We start from the raw sequence: 18,258 nt of genomic DNA, 5'->3' as shown, positions 1-18,258 counted from the left end.
GTGTTCCATGCAGGCCATGACTCTGTCTCTCTCTCAGCTGTTCGCGCCGATGGTGGGGATCTTTGCGGCGATGTACCTGTTGGCGCCGACCTTTCCAGTCGCGCGCCTTTGGGCACGTGTCGCGGTCTTTGCCGCGGTCTGGCTTGTCGTGGCTCGCTATCTCGAATGGCGTATTTTCACCACGGTGCTGCCGGCAACCGGCACTTGGTATCAGGTCTACTGGATCTGGTTCTGTCTCTTCGTTGAGCTACTGACCTTCACGGATCAGTTTATCCTTTATCTGATTTTCCTTCGCAGGACCGATCGCCGCAGCGAGGCGGATCAGCACGAGCGTCGGCTTCGCAGCCTGCCGCATGATGAGCTGCCATCGGTCGACGTCCTTATTCCAACCTATGACGAGCCGTTCGAGGTGTTGGAAAAGACGATCACCGGCGCGTTGTGTCTGGACTATCCAAACTTCCAGGTCTGGGTTCTGGATGATGGTCGCCGGCCTTGGCTCAAGAAACTCTGCGAGGAAAAGGGTGCCGGGTATCTCACGCGCGCCGACAACCTGAATGCCAAGGCCGGTAATATCAATCATGCGCTGACGCAGACGAACGGCGAGTTCTTTGCGATCTTTGACGCGGACTTCGTGCCGCAGTGCAAATTCCTGATGCGCACGATCGGCTTCTTCGCGGATCCAAAGATCGGAATCGTTCAGATCCCGCACACCTTTTACAACGAGGATCCGATGCAGGCGAATCTCGGCCTGCACAGGGGATTGCCGGACGAGCAACGGTTCTTCTTCGATTCCATCATGCCCGCGCGCGACGGCTGGGATGGTGCCTTTTGTTGTGGTTCCAACTCCGTCACGCGTCGTGCCGCACTTCGCGTGGTTGGGGATGCCTTGCCGACCCAGTCCATTACCGAAGACATTCTGCTGACGCTGGTCCTGCTGCGCAAAGGGTACATCACCCGTTATCTCAACGAGCCATTGGCGATTGGATTGGCGCCGGAAAGCCTTGACGCGTTTTTCGTGCAACGGCAACGCTGGGCGCGTGGCGCGATCCAGACTCTGTATCTCGCCGCCGGCCCGCTCGGCCCCGGACTGGGCTTGATGCATCGGCTCCTGTTCTTTCCGACTCATTGGCTCTCATTGGGCTTGCGAGCGCTCATGGTCGTGGTGGTTCCGATCGTGTTCATGTGGACCGGTCTAGCGCCTGTCGCCGACGTCACCCCCGAGGCGGTCTTCTTTTACCTGTTCCCCGCGATCCTGGCGCTCAACGGCGGCATCTCCTGGTTTGCGCCGCACGTGCACTTTCCGCTCGCCGCTCAGGTGTCGGCGACGATCCAGAGCTTCAAGATTCTGCCGACGGTGCTCGGGACTCTCGTCAAGCCGATGGGACATGCGTTCAAGGTGACGCCCAAGGGAGCTGCCGCGCGGTGCGCAAGCTACGCCGCGGAGATATTCTGGCCGTCGGCGGCGCTGATGGCGTTGACGGTTGTCGGCCTGGTTCTGAACACCATCCCGGAATGGCGGATGATCGATCATCCGGCCGCTTTACCGATGGTCGCCTTCTGGTCGGTGGTGAACGTCGTCGTGCTCTTCTTCGTCTGCATGACCTCGCTGCAAGCCCGGATGGGCCGCGCCGAGGAGCGTTTCGACGTCGATGAATCGGTCTTGATCGAGACCGGGGCCGGCGAACGGCTTTCTGGGCGCGTGAGCAACATCTCCCTCTCTGGCGCTGGCGTTCTGCTCGGCTCCGGCATTGACTGTTCCGGCGCTGGAGAACCGCTGCGCGTGCACATCATGCAGGTGGGCTGGATCGACGCGATGATTGTGCAGCAACGAGGCCGGCTGGCCGGGATGCAGTTCCATTTGCCGCAATCGCTTGAACGAGACCTGCTGATTCGCAAGCTCTTTACCGTCGCCCGTCTGAAAGAGAACGGTGTCGTCGCATGCTCCGTGAACAGGGCGATGCTCAAGAACATCTGGTCAATGGCCGTGCCGTTGCCTCAAATTGTTACAACTGGCGCGAAGCCCACACCGCTTTCGCCGCCGCCGATGCGGTTGCCGGCAGAGAGCCTGGTCATTCGGCCTCAACCGCGGATCGACGATCTGGCACATCTTGCCGGAGTCCGAAGCCTGCATCCGGCCAGTTTCACTGAGCCTCACTTGGCCGAGTGGCCGGCACGTTGAGCGAGGCCGTCAAGTCGGGCTGATTGCTGTGGTGTCCTTCTCGCCCGACCGGTCGAAGGGTTATCGATCGACGTCAAGCCGCTCATCGATGCCGTCAGTCTTCCGAAGCCCTGCCAGAAACTCAACCGGAACGAGCAACTATCCCTTAGCCCAAGGCGTTTACGGGGTTGGGGTGGAGGGAACATCTCTTGATCGATCACCGTAGTGATGTTCGCCAGGGGCGTCTGACGTTCTGGGTCTCGGCATTCGTGGCGGTCGCCTGTATGGCGATTGTCGCGCTCAGCGGCTGGCGGGAATGGTCCTCGCGACTGGCGGTGCTGAAGGGTTCCGAAACGGACATGGCCAATCTGGCCCGGTCGCTGACGCAACACGCGGACGACACGTTCGAACTCGCGGACACCGTTCTGAATGTGCTGGTTGGTCAACTCGAACTGGAGGGAGCCGGGCCAGCGGCAATCGCCAAGATTCAGACCTTTTTGACCCGACGCAAAGCCGCGAACCGGATCCGCGCCGTATTTATCTACGACGAGACCGGCCGCTGGCTCGCAACCAGCGAGCCAGTGGATTTCGCCCGTCTCAACAACAGCGACCGAGATTATTTCCAGCATCATCGTGCCGTGGCGGACAGGGGCACCTTCATTGGGAATCCGGTGAAGAGTAGATCGGGCGGTCAATGGATCATCACCGCGTCACGGCGCTTCAATCATCCTGACGGCAGTTTTGCCGGAGTTGCCCTTACGACGATCGATGTCGACTATTTTCTGCAATTTTATCGCGGGTTCGACGTTGGCCGGAATGGTTCAATCGCTCTGGCGACCGCGGGAGGCATTGTCCTCGCGCGTACCCCGGACAACGGATACACGGGCCGCGATCTGTCGAGTGCTCCGCTTTTCAAGACTATTCGCGAGCGGCCGGCTGCGGGCGTCTACTACTTCACGTCGCCTCTCGACGGCGTTCGGCGTCTGAGCTTCTATCAACTCAGCAGCCGCTACCCCGTTCTCCTCGTTGCTACGGAATCAGAAGATGACGTCTTGGCCCCCTGGCGCAGAGCCGCGCTGACGCGCATTGCCGCAGTCCTGGCGCTGACAGGTGGGCTTGGTGTTGCCGGGCTCTTTCTGGTGCGCCAGTTGCACCTGCGGCAGAAGATGGCCGCTGCCCTGGTTGCCAAGGAGGCGGATTTTCGCCTCCTTGCAGAGCAGTCGGGAGACATGGTCATGCGCGTCGCAGTCGATGGACGGATCCTCTATGCGTCGCCGTCCACCGCTCGAATCCTTGGCTGGGCTCCGAACGAATTGGTGAATACATCAGCCCTCGCCGGCATCAATCCCGCGGATTTGGCCCGAGTTGAGCAAACGCTCTCCGCATTGATGAACGGCGAAGCCGAGGAGGCGAGAATCACGTATCGCACCCGTCATCGTGAGAAGGAAGAGATCTGGGTCGAAACTGCGCTGCGCGTCACGAGGAGTGCGCAGAGTGGACACATCAACGGCGTGGTGGCGATCTCGCGCGACATGACCGAACGCAAGGATCTGGAGGATAGGCTGGCGGCTCTCGCCAGTTCGGACGGCCTGACGGCCTTGGCAAATCGCAGACACTTCGACGAGCGGCTGGAGGCGGAATGGGACCGGGCCAGGCGGGAAGGAACGCCTCTGTCACTGCTGCTGATGGACGTCGATCATTTCAAGAGCTTCAACGACCGGTACGGGCATCAAGCGGGCGATTCATGTCTCCGCTCAATCGCGGGGGTCCTGGCGCAGCAGGCCAGACGGCCGGCAGACGTGGCGGCCCGGTACGGTGGTGAGGAATTCGCCTTGCTGCTACCGAATACCGACGCAGGAGGTTGCGAGCAGGTCGGCGAGCGAATCCGGCAGGCGATCGAGGACCTCGGCATCCTGCACGCGCTCAACCCGTCATCCAGGCAGGTCACCCTCAGCATTGGTGGCGCCACATATCATTCGTTCGGCGACAAGGCGGATTGCACGTCGCTGATAGCGGCTGCGGATAAGGCGCTTTACGCCGCCAAGGAGGGCGGACGCAACCGCATGGTGATGTCAGGGCAAGTCGTCGCGTGGCCCGGCTCGATACGGGCTTGAAGAGCAATTCCAGCGCGCCGCGGCGTGGTGTCACGAATTCACGTGCACGAAATCCCGCAGTAGCGGATAGATCTCGTTATTCCAGCGGCGGCCTGAGAACACGCCGTAATGGCCAACGCCGGCCTGCATGTGGTGGACGCGCCGATAAGCGCGCACGCCGGTGCAGAGGTCCTGCGCGGCCAGCGTCTGGCCGATCGAGCAGATGTCGTCCTTCTCGCCTTCGACCGTCATCAGCCCCATGCGGCTGACGGCCTTGGTGTTCACCGGGCGGCCGCGATGCATCAGTCTGCCTTGCGGCAACAGGTGCTCCTGGAACACGTCGCGCACGGTCTCGATGTAGAACTCGGCCGGCAGGTCCATCACGGCGAAATATTCGTCGTAGAAAGTCTTGATGGTCGCGGCCTTGTCGTTCTCGCCCTTGGCGATGTGGTTGGCGAGATCCATGTGCTGCTTGATGTGGCGCTCGAGGTTCATCGAGACGAAGGCGGTGAGCTGCACGAAGCCGGGATAGACTTTCCGCAGCGCGCCGCGGCACTGCATCGGCACGTAGTTGATCAGGTTCCGCTCGAACCATTCGATCGGCTTGCTCTTGGCGAAGTCGTTGACCCTGGTCGGCTGGATGCGGGTGTCGATCGGCCCCGCCATCAGCGTCAGCGTCGCCGGGCGCGAGGGATGGTTGTCCTCGCACATGATCGCGGCGGCCGCGAGCGCCGACACCGACGGCTGGCAGATCGCCACCATGTGCGGGCGCGGGCCGAGCTGTCCGAGGAAATCGATCAGATGCTCGGTGTAGTCGTCGAGCCCGAAGCGGCCCTCGCTGCGCGGAATGTCGCGCGGATTGTGCCAGTCGGTGATGTAGACGTCGTGGTCCTGCAGCAGCGTCTGCACGGTGCCGCGCAAGAGCGTCGCGAAATGGCCGGACATCGGCGCCACCAGCAGCATGCGCGGCTGCTCCGTCACGCCGTCCTTCCTGAAGTGCAGCAGCGAGCCAAACGGTGTCGCGTAGGCGACCTCCTCGGTGACGGCGACTTCGCGATTGCCGACCATGACGCTGTCGATGCCGTAGGCCGGGCGATGATAGGTGAGGGTGGAGCGCGAGATCAGCTCCAGCGCCGCCGAGAGACGGCCGACGACCTGGTCCGACATGCCCTGCGGCACCAGATTGAGGAATTTGAGCGCGGACGAAGCCCCCGCCCGCCACGGCGCTGTCAGGTCCATCTGGTTCTGAAAGGCCTGATAATACATCGACATCATACTGAAGTGCCCACCTGTCCCCCCTTCGTGATGCAATATCGAAGCCAGATGGGAGCTGGACCGCCGGGAAAATTGGCACGTCGCTTGCTGCTCTTTGGGCGGGAAGGACGGGGCACGCACGCGCGGCAGTGCGCGCCCAGGCGTGAGGGAATGGCCATATGGCGAAGGCGACTCTGACCATCAGCAGCAAGAACTACTCGTCCTGGTCGCTGCGCGGCTGGCTGCTGACGAAATTCTCCGGGCTCGATTTCGAGGAAATCGTCACCGCGCCGGACGATCCGTCGGCGCGCGCCGAAATCCTCTTGCTGTCGTCGTCGATCCTGGTGCCGTGCCTGCGGCACGACGGTGCCGTGGTGTGGGATACGCTGGCGATCGCCGAATACCTCAACGAGGCGATGCCGTCAGCCGGGCTGCTGCCTGATGATCGCGTGCAGCGCGCCCATTGCCGCTCGATCTCGGGCGAAATCCACTCCGGCTTCACCACGCTGCGCGCCTCGCTGCCGGTGAATCTGAAGGGACGTTTTCCCGGCTTCAAGATCTGGTCGCGCGCGCAGGCCGACATCGATCGGGTCTGGTCGATCTGGCGCGACTGTCTGGAGAAATCCGGCGGCCCGTTCCTGTTCGGCGAGCGGCGAACCATGGCGGATGCGATGTACGCGCCCGTGGTGACGCGCTTCGTCACCTACGACGTCAAGCTCGAGCCGCAGCTGAAGGCCTACGCCGACACCATCATGGCGATGGATGAGATGAAGGAATGGATCGCGGCGGCGAGGGAAGAGCCGGCCGAGATCGAGGAGCTCGAGGTCGAATATTAGGCAGGCCTTGCCTGGCCCTGCCTGTTTCGGGGGCGGGGACCGGCCACAGCAACTTGAGCGCTATGTCCTTTTCGCGATTAACCTTTGGCGCCCGTGCGAGGCGTGGGCCATCCACCGCGCTGCGCAGATATTGTACGCGCCGGCCAAGCCACATCGATATCTAGCCGTGAACAGCTGCGTACACGTCCGTTCGGCTGATTCGGACGTGATTCGTTCGGGCCGCGTTCCGAAGGTTAAGACGGAGCGCGGCCCCGTTGCATTCTGGAACAAATATGGGCGTCAGGCGGCCCCGCGCTGCCTCACGCGCGGCAGGCGCCAGCCGATGACGGTCGCTTCGACCGCGATGCCGGCCTCGTGGTTCTGCCAGCGTCCCTCGACATAGCGACAGGCGAACGGCAGTTGGTACGTTCCGCTGTGGTCCTCGCACAGCACTTCGAGCGCCAGGCCCGGCGGTGGTTCTCCGGCGCCGTCGAATTCCGCCAGTCGTCTATCGCGCGTTGCCATTCCAAAAATCTCCCCTAAACAAAGCCGCGGAACGAGCGCCCACTTCTTCCGCGTGCGGATCATCGTTCCCCGTCCAAGGGAACGATGCAAGCTCAACGCGAGAATGCGGTGCGAGTGTGGTAGCCTTGAGTGGCTGTGCGCAAACAGCGCACATTGCCGTGATCGATCGGAGAGGAACCTTTCATGCTGCTTCGAAACGCCGGCGTTTGTTTCGCAATATTGCTGCTCGCAACGCTGGCGAATGCGCAGGTGCACGCGCAGGACGTGCCCGGTATCGAGATCTGCACGGTCGAGAAGACCATAGAGCGGCGCACCAGCTGCCTGCAGAGCAATGTCGACTTCCTGCAGAAAACGATCACCAAGCTCGCGCTCGACCAGCAGCAGAAGCTGGATGCAGCAAACCGTCAGATCGATGCGCTGAAGACGAACCTCGCCGGCCTGCAGAAGACGCTCGGCGATCTCCAGGCCGCGCAGGTGAAGACGGCCGATGATCTGAAGAAGAAGCAGGACGCGCCGGCGGCGAAGGACGCGAAATAAGCGAGCCGATCACGCCACGCGATAGCGCTCCATCACGTCCCGATCAGGCTCATAGCCGAGCCCCGCGCCCGCGGGCACCGCGACATGGCCGGTGGCATCGCTGTCGGCGCGGCCGCTCCAGAGGCAGGCTTCGCGCTTGAGATAGAACATTTCGACCAGCCCGTCCTCGCGTGTCGCCAGAAGGTGCAGCGTCGCGAGCAGGCCCGGACCGAAATACGGCGAGTGCGGAACGATCTTGACGCCGAGCCGATCGGCGAGCGCCGCGACCTTCAGAAATTCCGTGATGCCGCCAACCTTGGTCACCGACGGCTGGGCGTGGCTCACCGCGCCGGCCTGCATCATCTGGCGGAATTGATATTCCGTGCAGGCGTTCTCGCCGGCGGCAATCCCGAGCCCGCCTTTGCTGCGCACCTCGGCGAGCGCGGCGAAATCCTCCGGCGGCCAGACCGGCTCCTCCAGAAACATCGGCCGTGCGTCGCGGCAGGTCGTCGCGAACGCGATCGCCTGCTCGGCCGTCAGCGGGCAGTTCATGTCGACCATCAGCGGAACGGTCGGTCCGATCGCCTCCCGGGCGGCGAACACCGCCGGCGCCGTGGTCTCGTGCAGCTTGATCGCGCCATAGCCGAGCGCGAGCGCCTTCCTGCATTCGGCCGCGATGTTGTCGGGCGAGCCGATCCGCAGCAGGCTCGCATAGGCGGGAATGGCCGTGCGCCTGATCTCGCCGAGCAGGCGATGCAGGGGCACCCCCTGCACCTTCGCCGCCAAATCCCACAGCGCGATGTCGAGCGCTGAGATCGCGAACATGGTGATGCCGTAGCGGCCGAACAGATGCAGATTGCGCTGGATCTGCTCCATGGCAGCGGGAATGCCGGCCGTATCGGGCACCTTCAGCCCGCGGGCCTGCGGTGCGATCATCTCCTCGACGGCGCTGCGCGCGGTGCGCGGGCAGACATAGGCAAAGGCGTCGCCCCAGCCGGTCAGCCCGGCATCGGTGATGACCTCGACCAGCACCATGTCGAGCGCGGTAATCGCGGACGCGCCCTGGCGAAAGCTCGCGACACCGGCGTCATAGGGGATGCGGATATGGTGTGCCCGCACATCGGTGATGTCCATGACGTGGGGTTCCTCTTTCTCGTGAGCGGTTCGAAACAGTCTAGCCGCGAATGCCGGGGCGTTGCCAGTGGCTTTTCCCGGACTATCCTCACGCGAGCACAGCAATGCCGATCAAGCGAAGCCGGCGCTGAGGGCGCATCATCGTCACGCTTCGAACGAGGGTTGAGCCGCCATGAACCCTGCCCAACGCGCGCTCTGGTATATCGAGAGCCATCTGGCCGAGCCGATGACGCTCGACGAGATCGCTGCGATCGCGGGCGTGTCGCGGTTCCACATCGTGCGCGCGTTTGCCGCAGCCACCGGCCTTCCGGTGATGCGCTACGTCCGCGCGCGGCGGCTGACCGAGGCGGCGCGTCTTCTCGCGAACGGCGCGCCCGACATTCTGTCGCTGGCGCTGGAGGCCGATTACGGCTCGCACGAAGCCTTCACCCGCGCGTTCCGCGACCAATTCGGCACCACGCCCGAAGCGGTCAGGGCGGCGATGTGCGCCAATGACCTCAAGCTTCAGGAGCCGATCCTCATGGACTCCACCATGCTCGACCATCTCGCCCCGCCGCGTTTCGAGACCGAGCGGGCGTTGCTCGTCGCCGGTCCCGGCGAGCGCATCTCCTGCGACAACGGCGCCGTCATCCCCGGCCTCTGGCACCGCTTTCATCAGGAGGTCGCCGATATTCCATCGAGGGTCGGACAGGTCGCCTACGGCGTCTGCTGCAACGGCGACGATTCCGGCAATTTCGACTACATCGCGGGCGTCGAGGTCGCCGAGTTCTCGGACCTGCCGCGACGCTTCGCCCGCATCCGCATCCCTGAGCAGCGCTATGCGGTGTTCACGCATACCGAGCACGTCGCCTCGATCCGCCGCACCGTCAACACGATCTGGAATCGATGGCTGCCCGCCTCGGGATTGACGGCCGCGGACGCGCCGAGCTTCGAGCGCTACGACGAGGCGTTCGATCCCGCAACCGGGAATGGTGGCTTCGAGATCTGGCTGCCGGTGAAGCATTAGGGCTTCCGCAACGCTGGCATACCATCCCGCTTGCTTGGCAAGCCGAGGCGACTTTGTCATAACCGCAGGCAAATCTTGCGTGTGGGGCCCGTGCCGGACATCCCGTGCAAGCCATAACAAGCAGCCGGGAGGGTCCCCAATGTCTGACGTCCGCGTTCTCGCCACCGACCTCGAATTTCCCGAAGGGCCGGTCGTGATGCCGGACGGTTCGGTGGTGCTGGTGGAGATCCGTGGCCAGCGCCTGACGCGCGTTTATCCCGACGGCCGCAAGGAGATCGTCGCGAAGATTCCGGGCGGCCCGAACGGTGCCGCGCTCGGGCCCGACGGCAAGATCTACATCTGCAACAACGGCGGCTTCTCCTGGATCCCGACCCGCAACATGATCATGCCGGGCCCGCAGCCGGACGATTACCTCGGCGGCTCGATCCAGCGTGTCGATCTGCAATCCGGCAAGGTCGAGACCGTCGTCACCAGATGCGGCGAGCACGATCTGCGCGGGCCGAACGATCTGGTGTTCGACAAGCAGGGCGGCCTGTGGTTCTCCGATCTCGGCAAGCGCCGCGCGCGCGAGATGGACGTCGGCGGCATGTACTACCTCAAGCCCGGGATGACCGAGCTCGTCGAGATCGTGCACGGCATTTTGCCGGCCAACGGCATCGGGCTGTCGCCGGATGAGAATACCGTCTACATCGCGGAGACGCCGACCGGCCGGCTGTGGGCCTACGAGCTCTCCGCGCCCGGCACGCTGAAGCCGCGCGACGTGATCTATCGTGGCGAGCGCGGCAAGCCGATCTGCGGCCTCGGCGGCTACCAGATGTTCGACTCGCTCGCGGTGGAAGCCGGCGGCAATGTCTGCGTCGCCACCCTCGTCTCCGGCTGCATCTCGGTGATCGCACCCGATGGCACGCTGGTCGAGCAGGTCCCGACCGGCGACCGCGTCACCACCAACATCGCCTTCGGCGGCCCCGAGCTGAAGACGGCCTACATCACGCTGTCAGGCAAGGGCGAGCTGGTCGCCATGGACTGGCCGCGCAGCGGATTGCCGTTGAATTTTTTGAACAAGTGAGCCAAGCCGTCATTGTGCGGGAGGCGAGGTAACTCTCAGACCCTCACCCTGAGGAGCGCGCCCTTGGCGCGCGTCTCGAAGGGCGAGGCCACCAGCCGGGCCTTCATCCTTCGAGACGCCGTTCCGCGCTCCTCAGGATGAGGATCTGGCACCGGAATGCCTCGGCGCACAGTGACGTAAGGAGAGACCTCAAATGCCCTGGCCCGATCCCATCACCCTGCGTGGACAGCACGCCCGTCTCGAGCCGCTGTCGCATCAGCATCTCGACGGGCTGGTGACGGCCGTCAGGGACGGCGAGCTGTCGAAGCTTTGGTACACCGCGATCCCGCTGCCGGAGAACATGGCCAAGGAGATCGACCGGCGCCTCGGGCTGCAGGCCGCGGGCTCGATGCTGCCGTTCACCGTGTTCGACGCCGGCGGCAACGTCGTCGGCATGACCACCTACATGAACATCGATGCCGCCAACCGCCGCGTCGAGATCGGCTCGACCTGGTACGGCAAGAGCGCGCAGCGCGGCCCGCTCAACACGCAGTGCAAATTGCTGCTGCTGCGCCATGCTTTCGAGACGCTGAACTGCATCGCGGTCGAATTCCGCACGCATTTCTTCAACCACCAGAGCCGCCGCGCCATCGAGCGCCTCGGCGCCAAGCAGGACGGCATCCTGCGCAGCCACCAGGTCGCGCCGAACGGCACACTGCGCGACACCGTGGTCTACAGCATCACCGCCGCCGAATGGCCGACGGTGAAGACACATTTGGAATTTCAACTCAACGACAAGCCGCGCTAGGAGCGGCCGAGGCACCATGGACAGATTTGATTATGTGATCGTCGGCGCGGGCTCTGCCGGTTGCGTGCTCACCAGCCGGCTGAGCGAAGACCCCAACACCAGCATCTGCGTGCTGGAAGCCGGCCCGTCCGACTGGCATCCCTACATCCATCTGCCGGCGGGCTTCATCAAGACCTTCCACATGAAGAGCATCAACTGGGCCTACCAGCAGGAGCCGGGGCCCTGGACCGGCGGGCGCAGCATCTATGCGCCGCGCGGCAAGACGCTCGGCGGTTCGTCCTCCATCAACGGCCACATCTACAACCGCGGCCAGCGGATGGATTTCGACACCTGGGCGCAGATGGGCAATCGCGGCTGGGGCTATGCCGACGTGCTGCCCTACTTCCGCCGGCTGGAGAAGCGCGTGGGCGAGGGCGAGGACACCTATCGCGGCCGCGAGGGCAGTCTCACCGTCACCACCATGGAGTGGCGCGACCCGCTGTGCGAAGCCTTCATGGAAGGCGCGGTCTCGCTCGGTATTCCCCGCAATCCCGATTACAACGGCAAGACCCAGGAAGGCGTCTCCTACTGCCAGCGCACCATCAACAACGGCCTGCGCGTCTCCGGCGCGACCGCGTTCCTCAAACCGGCGATGAAGCGGCCCAACGTGCATGTGCACACCCATGCGCACGCGACCGAGATCATCTTCGAGGGCAAGCGCGCCGTCGGCGTGCGCTACACCAAGGGCGGCCGCGGCGGCACGCCGGTGGAGGTGCGCGCCAACAAGGAAGTCATCCTCTCCGGCGGCACCTATAATTCGCCGCAGCTCTTGCAGCTCTCCGGGGTCGGCTCGCCCGATCTGCTGCAGCAGCACGGCATCGCGGTGCGTCACGCGCTGCCGGTCGGTGAGGGCCTGCAGGACCACTATGCCCCGCGCACGGTGGCGCGCGTCAAAGACATCAAGACCATCAACGAGCTTCGCCGCGGCTTCTCGCTGTGGATCGAGGCGCTGAAATGGGCGACCGCGCGCCGCGGCCTGCTCTCGCTGTCGCCGACCATGGTCTATTGCTTCTGGCATTCCGGCGAGAGCGCCGAGAGCTCAGACCTCCAGCTCACCTTCACGCCGGCGTCCTACAAGGAAGGCGTGCAGGGCCAGCTCGAGGACGAGCCCGGCATGACCGTGGCGTCCTGGCAGCAGCGCCCGGAGAGCCGCGGCTATGTCCGCATCCGCTCCAACGATCCGTTCGCGCCGCCGATCATCCAGACCAACTATCTCGACGCCGAGCTCGACCGCCGCGTCATCGTCGGCGGCATGAAGCTCGCGCGGCGCCTTTTGAAGTCCGCGCCGTTGTCGCCCTATTACGCCTACGAGGATTTCCCCGGCCCTAACGTCAACACCGACGACGAGTTCTTGCAAGCCGCCACCGAGCGCGGCACCACCACCTTCCACCCCGGCTGCACCTGCCGCATGGGCCCGGCGGATTCGACCTGGGCGGTGGTCGACGACCAGCTCCGCGTCCACGGCCTCGAAGGCCTCCGCGTCATCGACGCCTCGGTCATGCCGCGCATGATCTCGGCAAACCTCAATGCCTCCACCATGATGATCGCCGACCGTGCCTCGGATCTCATCCGCGGCAAGCAGCCGATGGAAGCCGCAAGGATTCCGGACGCTGCGGTGGCGTAGGGCTTCGTAGGGTGGGCAAAGCGAAGCGTGCCCACCTTCGGTTGAGACATTGTAGAGGTGGTGAGCACGGCGCAAGTGCGCCTTACCCACCCTACGAGCCCGGCTGTGTCGCCGCTCGTCAACCCCTGCGCGCAAAAATATTCCACTTTACCGAAATTCGGAATTGCGGCATACATCGAGACAGCCCGGCCCGACGAAGAGGGGCGGTTCGCGAGTCGTTCGAAACGCGGGCCGGGTTGCGGTGGACGCGGCAGCGTCGGCACGAGACGGTAGCGGGCAGGGCGTATTCCCTGTGAGCCCGAGGCCGCGTGTAGACGAACGGCGCTGAGCGCGTACGGCAAAACCGTGTGGTCCTGTCCGTCGTTGCTACGGTCAAGCCCTTCGCGGAGATGCGCGCGAGCCCAACCGGGCGGACGGCATCGTCAATTCGCGGGGCGAGGGAGGCCAGAGGGAAAGTTCGGCTCCCGGGAGATCACGGCATAAGCCGTCCGACCATCGCGCAGGGAAGGCCGTGTGTTCGGCACCACCTGTATGCTGCTGTGCGGTTTTCTGCGTGTGCCTTTTGCGCAGCAGACCGCGGGTGCGAGGTCAGCACCCGGCCTTCCCTGCGCCCTTGTTCTTGGAGGGCGGAGCGATTGAAGCAAAGCTCGGGCGAGATGCGCCGCGAGGACGCGAAGGCGTGTCTGCGATTCAAAACGCGACTGAAATGGCGAAGCTGTTGCCACATGCGCGAACATCGTAGGGTGGGCAAAGCGAAGCGTGCCCACCAGAAGCAAATGGTGGGCACGGCGCTTTGCGCCTTTGCCCACCCGACGGCACCGTGCGTTACACGAGGCGTCTCACACTTCCCGACGGCTCAGGAACGCCAGCCGCTCGAACAGATGCACGTCCTGCTCGTTCTTGAGCAGCGCGCCGTGCAGCGGCGGGATCAGCTTTCGCGGGTCGCGCTCGCGCAGCTGCTCGACGCTCATGTCCTCGTTGAGCAGCAGCTTGAGCCAGTCGAGCAACTCCGAGGTCGACGGCTTCTTCTTCAGGCCGGGCACCTCGCGCACCTCGAAGAAGATGCGCAGCGCCTCTTCCACCAGGCGCTTCTTGATGCCGGGGAAGTGGACGTCGACGATCCGATGCATGGTGTCGGCATCGGGGAACTTGATGTAGTGGAAGAAGCAGCGGCGCAGGAAGGCGTCCGGTAGCTCCTTCTCGTTGTTGGAGGTGATCATCATGATCGGGCGTTGCTTGGCCTTGATCGTCTCGCCGGTCTCGTAGACATGGAATTCCATGCGGTCGAGCTCGAGCAGCAAATCGTTCGGGAATTCGATGTCGGCCTTGTCGATCTCGTCGATCAAGAGCACCGGGCGCTGCTCGGCGGTGAAGGCTTCCCACAGCTTGCCGCGCTTGATGTAGTTCTTGATGTCGGACACGCGCGCGTCGCCGAGCTGGCTGTCGCGCAGGCGCGACACCGCGTCGTATTCGTAGAGGCCCTGCTGCGCCTTGGTGGTGGACTTGATGTGCCAGGTCAAAAGCGGCGCGTTCAACGCCTTCGCCACTTCCTCCGCCAGCACGGTCTTGCCGGTGCCGGGCTCGCCCTTGATGAGCAGCGGGCGCTCCAGCACGATCGAGGCATTGACGGCGACCTTGAGATCGTCGGTCGCAACATAGTCCTTGGTGCCGGTAAATTTCATTGCGTGTCCTTGGGTAATCGTCGGCGCGATGCATTTGCCAATGTCATGGCCCCGGTCGCGACAAGGGAACGGCCGCTCGTGGCGGCCGTTCCCGGTTCGGTCAGGCTTTCAGACCCGTTTTATCAGCGAAAGGATGACGAGCACAATCACCGCGCCGATGGTGGCGTCCACGATGGCGCCGACCATGCCTGTTGCCAGCTGAATGTGCAGCTGGGGCAACACCCAGCTTGCGACCAGCGCGCCGATGATGCCGACGACGATGTTGCCGATCAGTCCAAATCCCGCGCCGTGGACAATCTTGCCCGCAAGCCAGCCTGCGATCGCCCCGATGATGAGCGCTGCGACAATTCCCATTGCAAACGTCCCCAAAACAACCCCGTGAGAGCCCCAATTCTAGAGCAAAAAGCTTCCCGGTCCAGCACCCCGCGACGGTCTCCGCCCCTTGACGTCAGCCACCCGACGGGCAATCTGTCACCCATGTTCCTGCAATTCTTCACCTCTCTGCGCGACGCGCAGGTCCCCGTGACGCTGCGCGAATACCTCACGCTGATGGAGGCGCTCGACGCCGATCTATCGGATTATTCGGTCGAGAATTTCTATTACCTGTCGCGCACCTCGCTGGTGAAGGACGAGCGCAACCTCGACAAGTTCGACCGCGTTTTCGGCACAGTGTTCAAGGGGCTGGAAAACCTGCTCGACGCCATGGAGAAGGCGGAGATCCCCGAGGAGTGGCTGAAGAAGCTCGCCGAGAAATACCTGACCGACGAAGAGAAGAAGCAGATCGAGGCCATGGGCTGGGACAAGCTCATGGAGACCCTGAAGAAGCGCCTCGAGGAGCAGAAGGGCCGCCACCAGGGCGGCTCGAAGTGGATCGGCACCGCCGGCACCTCGCCGTTCGGCGCCCATGGCTACAATCCCGAAGGCGTGCGCATCGGCCAGGAGAAGAACCGCAACAACCGCGCCGTGAAGGTGTGGGACAAGCGCGAGTTCAAGGACCTCGACGGTAATGTCGAGCTCGGCATCCGCAACATCAAGGTGGCGCTGCGCCGTCTGCGCAAATTCGCGCGCACCGGCGCGCCCGATGAGCTCGATCTCGACACCACCATCCGCGAGACCGCCAATCACGGCTATCTCGACGTTCACATGCGCCCCGAGCGGCGCAATGCGGTGAAGCTCCTGGTGTTCTTCGACATCGGCGGCTCCATGGACGCGCATATCGAGCAGGTCGAGGAGCTGTTCTCGGCGGCGAAGAGCGAGTTCAAGCACATGGAGTATTTCTACTTCCACAACTGCCTCTATGAAGGCGTGTGGAAGCAGAACAAGCGCCGCTTTACCGACCGCACGCCGACCTGGGACGTGCTGCACAAATACCCGCACGACTACAAGATCGTGTTCGTCGGCGACGCCTCGATGTCGCCTTACGAGATCATGGTGCCCGGCGGCTCGGTCGAGCACGTCAACGAGGAGCCCGGCTCGGTCTGGCTCGACCGCATCATCCGCGCCTATCCGCATGCAGTGTGGCTGAACCCGGTCGCTCAGAAGCATTGGGATTATTCGGAATCGACCACCATCATCAAACGCATTTTCGCCAACCGGATGTACCCGATCACGATCGAGGGGCTTGAGGGCGCGATGAAGGAATTGACGCACTGATGCATGAGTGAGCCTGTCCGCGACGGGACTGCGCTCCCTCCCCCGCCTGCGGGGGAGGGTTGGGGAGAGGGTATCTCCACAACGGGACAGTCCCCCAGAGGAGAGAACCCTCACCCGCATCGCTCGGGACGATGCTTCGGATCGCCCGGCGCGCTGCGACCTCTCCCGCAAGCGGGAGAGGTGACCCCACCTCAGGCAGTTCGCTTGGGGACGATGACGTAACAAGAGGGAGAACCACATGCCCCAAAACATCACCCGAGGCATCAAGGCGCTGATCGACGAGGCCAATGCCGAGATCGAGACGCTCAACGCCAAGGATGCCATCGAGATCTCCAAGAACGGCGATGTCGTCATCGTCGACATCCGCGACCCCCGCGAGATCGAGCGCGACGGCCGCATCCCCGGCGCGTTCGCCTGCACCCGCGGCATGCTCGAATTCTGGATCGATCCGCAGAGCCCCTACGCAAAGCCGGTCTTCCAGGAGGACAAGAAGTTCGTCTTCCACTGCGCCGGCGGCCTGCGCTCCGCGCTCGCGGCCAAGACCGCGCAGGACATGGGCCTCAAGCCCGTCGCCCACATCGCCGGCGGCTACGCCGCTTGGCGCGATGCCGGCGGGCCGACCGAGCAGTGGGAGCCGAAGAAGAAGGGGTGAGGGGTGCTCCGCTATCTCTCCGGGCTCTGCTGTCATTCCCCGCGAAGGCGGGGAATCCAGTACGCCGCGGCCTCTCGGTTCCATCACAACCGCCTCTGGAATACTGGATCGCCCGTTCCTAGTGCGCAATTGCGCACTGGCCGGGCGATGACAGAGGAGTGCGACGCGCGCTGCTTCAGTCTCGCTCGCGCGGCGCATGCTCCGGAATGACAAGGAAGAAATCGCATGACCAGCGCCACCGACCCCCTCGTCTCCACCGAATGGCTCGCTGCCCACATCAACGATGCCAACGTCAAGGTGCTCGACGCCAGCTTCAAGCTGCCGGGCGTGCTGCCGCTGCCGAAGGATGATTATCTCGCCGCACACCTGCCGGGCGCTGCGTTCTTCGACGTCGATGCGGTGTCGGATCATTCCAACCCGCTGCCGCACATGTATCCGAGCGCCGAGCAGTTCGGCCGTGACATCGGCACTCTCGGCATCTCCAACGCCGACACCGTCGTGCTCTACGATGCCGGCGGCTGGGTCGCAGCGCCCCGCGCCTGGTGGATGCTCCTGGCCTTCGGCCATAACAATGTGCGCATCCTCAATGGCGGCTTGAAGAAGTGGCGCGCCGAGGGGCGAGCGGTCGAGAGCGGCGAGGTGAAGCCGAAGCCGGCGACGTTCAAGGCGAGCTACGATCCGAAGCGCGTGCGCAGCATGCAGCAGCTGATCGCCAATGTCGAAAGCCGTGCCGAGCAGGTGATCGACGCGCGCGCCGCCGACCGCTTCGAGGGCCGTGCGCCCGAGCCCCGGGCGGGCATCCGCTCCGGCCACATCCCCGGCGCGCGCAACGTGCCCTACAATCTGCTGTTCGATGCGGCGACGGGCACGATGAAGCCGCTCGAGGATCTGCGCGCCGCCTTCACGAGCGCCGGCGTCAAGCTCGATGCGCCGATCGTGACAAGCTGCGGCTCGGGCGTCTCGGCCGGCGTGCTGACGCTGGCGCTCTATCGCCTGGGGATCACCGACACCGCGCTCTATGACGGCTCGTGGTCGGAATGGGGCCAGGAAAAAGGCCCGCCGATCGCGACCGGGCCGGCGTGAGCGCCACGATGACGGTGCGCTCCCTCGCCCCGTTCTTACGGGGAGAGGGTTGGGGTAAGGGGCCTCTGTCCACACGATGAGACGATCGAGTGACCTGTACCCCCTCACCCGGAATCCGCGCTACGCGCGCATTCCGACCTCTCCCCGCAAGCGGGGAGAGGTGAAGTAAGA

16 protein-coding genes are annotated in these 18,258 nt (G+C 64.0%); 11 read left to right on the top strand and 5 right to left on the bottom strand.

Annotated features, from left to right (window positions below):
- The first annotated feature begins 7 nt into the window (after positions 1-7).
- Together GGD61_RS10835 and GGD61_RS10830 are read left to right on the top strand one after the other, a co-directional pair.
- Positions 8-2,179, top strand: a complete 2,172-nt coding sequence (locus GGD61_RS10835; protein WP_143109026.1) for a glycosyltransferase — start codon at positions 8-10, stop codon at positions 2,177-2,179.
- Between the two features lie 263 nt (positions 2,180-2,442).
- Positions 2,443-4,272: a diguanylate cyclase domain-containing protein gene (locus tag GGD61_RS10830; RefSeq protein ID WP_409362462.1), complete on the top strand. Its 1,830-nt coding sequence runs from the start codon at positions 2,443-2,445 to the stop codon at positions 4,270-4,272.
- Between the two features lie 30 nt (positions 4,273-4,302).
- Here the strand turns inward: GGD61_RS10830 and GGD61_RS10825 are convergent, their stop codons facing one another.
- Positions 4,303-5,526 (bottom strand): polyhydroxyalkanoate depolymerase, encoded by a 1,224-nt coding sequence (locus GGD61_RS10825; protein ID WP_092253594.1) that lies wholly within the window; start codon positions 5,524-5,526, stop codon positions 4,303-4,305.
- Between the two features lie 158 nt (positions 5,527-5,684).
- Here GGD61_RS10825 and GGD61_RS10820 point away from each other — a divergent pair, with 158 nt between their 5' ends.
- Positions 5,685-6,341 (top strand): glutathione S-transferase family protein, encoded by a 657-nt coding sequence (locus GGD61_RS10820; RefSeq protein WP_018318577.1) that lies wholly within the window; start codon positions 5,685-5,687, stop codon positions 6,339-6,341.
- A 279-nt stretch (positions 6,342-6,620) separates the two neighbouring features.
- On the opposite strand, the gene GGD61_RS10815 is transcribed toward GGD61_RS10820, so the two are convergent.
- The gene (locus GGD61_RS10815) at positions 6,621-6,845 is read right to left on the bottom strand and encodes a hypothetical protein (RefSeq protein WP_018318578.1); all 225 of its coding nucleotides are present in this window, start codon (positions 6,843-6,845) and stop codon (positions 6,621-6,623) included.
- Between the two features lie 183 nt (positions 6,846-7,028).
- On the opposite strand from GGD61_RS10815, the gene GGD61_RS10810 reads away from it, so the two are divergent.
- On the top strand, positions 7,029-7,382 hold the full coding sequence (locus GGD61_RS10810; protein ID WP_183230679.1) for a hypothetical protein: 354 nt from the start codon (positions 7,029-7,031) through the stop codon (positions 7,380-7,382).
- Between the two features lie 9 nt (positions 7,383-7,391).
- Here the strand turns inward: GGD61_RS10810 and GGD61_RS10805 are convergent, their stop codons facing one another.
- Positions 7,392-8,495, bottom strand: a complete 1,104-nt coding sequence (locus GGD61_RS10805; protein WP_092253589.1) for a mandelate racemase/muconate lactonizing enzyme family protein — start codon at positions 8,493-8,495, stop codon at positions 7,392-7,394.
- A 172-nt stretch (positions 8,496-8,667) separates the two neighbouring features.
- Between GGD61_RS10805 and GGD61_RS10800 the strand changes: the two genes are divergently transcribed.
- The 4 genes from GGD61_RS10800 (at position 8,668) to GGD61_RS10785 (ending at position 13,017) form a co-directional block, all read left to right on the top strand.
- The gene (locus GGD61_RS10800; protein WP_092253587.1) at positions 8,668-9,501 is read left to right on the top strand and encodes an AraC family transcriptional regulator; all 834 of its coding nucleotides are present in this window, start codon (positions 8,668-8,670) and stop codon (positions 9,499-9,501) included.
- A gap of 139 nt (positions 9,502-9,640) precedes the next feature.
- On the top strand, positions 9,641-10,567 hold the full coding sequence (locus GGD61_RS10795) for an SMP-30/gluconolactonase/LRE family protein (protein ID WP_018318582.1): 927 nt from the start codon (positions 9,641-9,643) through the stop codon (positions 10,565-10,567).
- Between the two features lie 193 nt (positions 10,568-10,760).
- Positions 10,761-11,354, top strand: coding sequence for a GNAT family N-acetyltransferase (locus GGD61_RS10790; RefSeq protein ID WP_092253585.1), 594 nt, complete (start codon positions 10,761-10,763; stop codon positions 11,352-11,354).
- Positions 11,355-11,370: 16 nt separating this feature from the next.
- Positions 11,371-13,017, top strand: coding sequence for a GMC family oxidoreductase (locus GGD61_RS10785; protein ID WP_092253583.1), 1,647 nt, complete (start codon positions 11,371-11,373; stop codon positions 13,015-13,017).
- An 839-nt stretch (positions 13,018-13,856) separates the two neighbouring features.
- Here the strand turns inward: GGD61_RS10785 and GGD61_RS10780 are convergent.
- The gene (locus GGD61_RS10780) at positions 13,857-14,699 is read right to left on the bottom strand and encodes a MoxR family ATPase (protein ID WP_018318586.1); all 843 of its coding nucleotides are present in this window, start codon (positions 14,697-14,699) and stop codon (positions 13,857-13,859) included.
- Positions 14,700-14,807: 108 nt separating this feature from the next.
- Positions 14,808-15,053 carry a GlsB/YeaQ/YmgE family stress response membrane protein gene (locus GGD61_RS10775; protein WP_092253581.1) on the bottom strand — a complete coding sequence of 82 codons (246 nt, stop codon included), beginning with the start codon at positions 15,051-15,053 and terminating at the stop codon, positions 14,808-14,810.
- A 123-nt stretch (positions 15,054-15,176) separates the two neighbouring features.
- On the opposite strand from GGD61_RS10775, the gene GGD61_RS10770 reads away from it, so the two are divergent.
- The 3 genes from GGD61_RS10770 (at position 15,177) to sseA (ending at position 18,087) form a co-directional block, all read left to right on the top strand.
- Positions 15,177-16,352 (top strand): VWA domain-containing protein, encoded by a 1,176-nt coding sequence (locus GGD61_RS10770; protein WP_183230678.1) that lies wholly within the window; start codon positions 15,177-15,179, stop codon positions 16,350-16,352.
- Positions 16,353-16,590: 238 nt separating this feature from the next.
- The gene (locus GGD61_RS10765; protein ID WP_018318589.1) at positions 16,591-17,004 is read left to right on the top strand and encodes a rhodanese-like domain-containing protein; all 414 of its coding nucleotides are present in this window, start codon (positions 16,591-16,593) and stop codon (positions 17,002-17,004) included.
- 225 nt (positions 17,005-17,229) lie between these two features.
- The gene (sseA, locus tag GGD61_RS10760) at positions 17,230-18,087 is read left to right on the top strand and encodes a 3-mercaptopyruvate sulfurtransferase (RefSeq protein WP_092253577.1); all 858 of its coding nucleotides are present in this window, start codon (positions 17,230-17,232) and stop codon (positions 18,085-18,087) included.
- The last annotated feature ends 171 nt before the right edge of the window (positions 18,088-18,258 follow it).

Origin of the sequence: Bradyrhizobium sp. SBR1B, from assembly GCF_014198205.1 — a bacterium.
Taxonomy (GTDB): domain Bacteria; phylum Pseudomonadota; class Alphaproteobacteria; order Rhizobiales; family Xanthobacteraceae; genus Bradyrhizobium.
The sequence above is the reverse complement of the archived record's forward strand: the minus strand, read 5'-3'. Positions and strand labels throughout refer to the sequence as shown.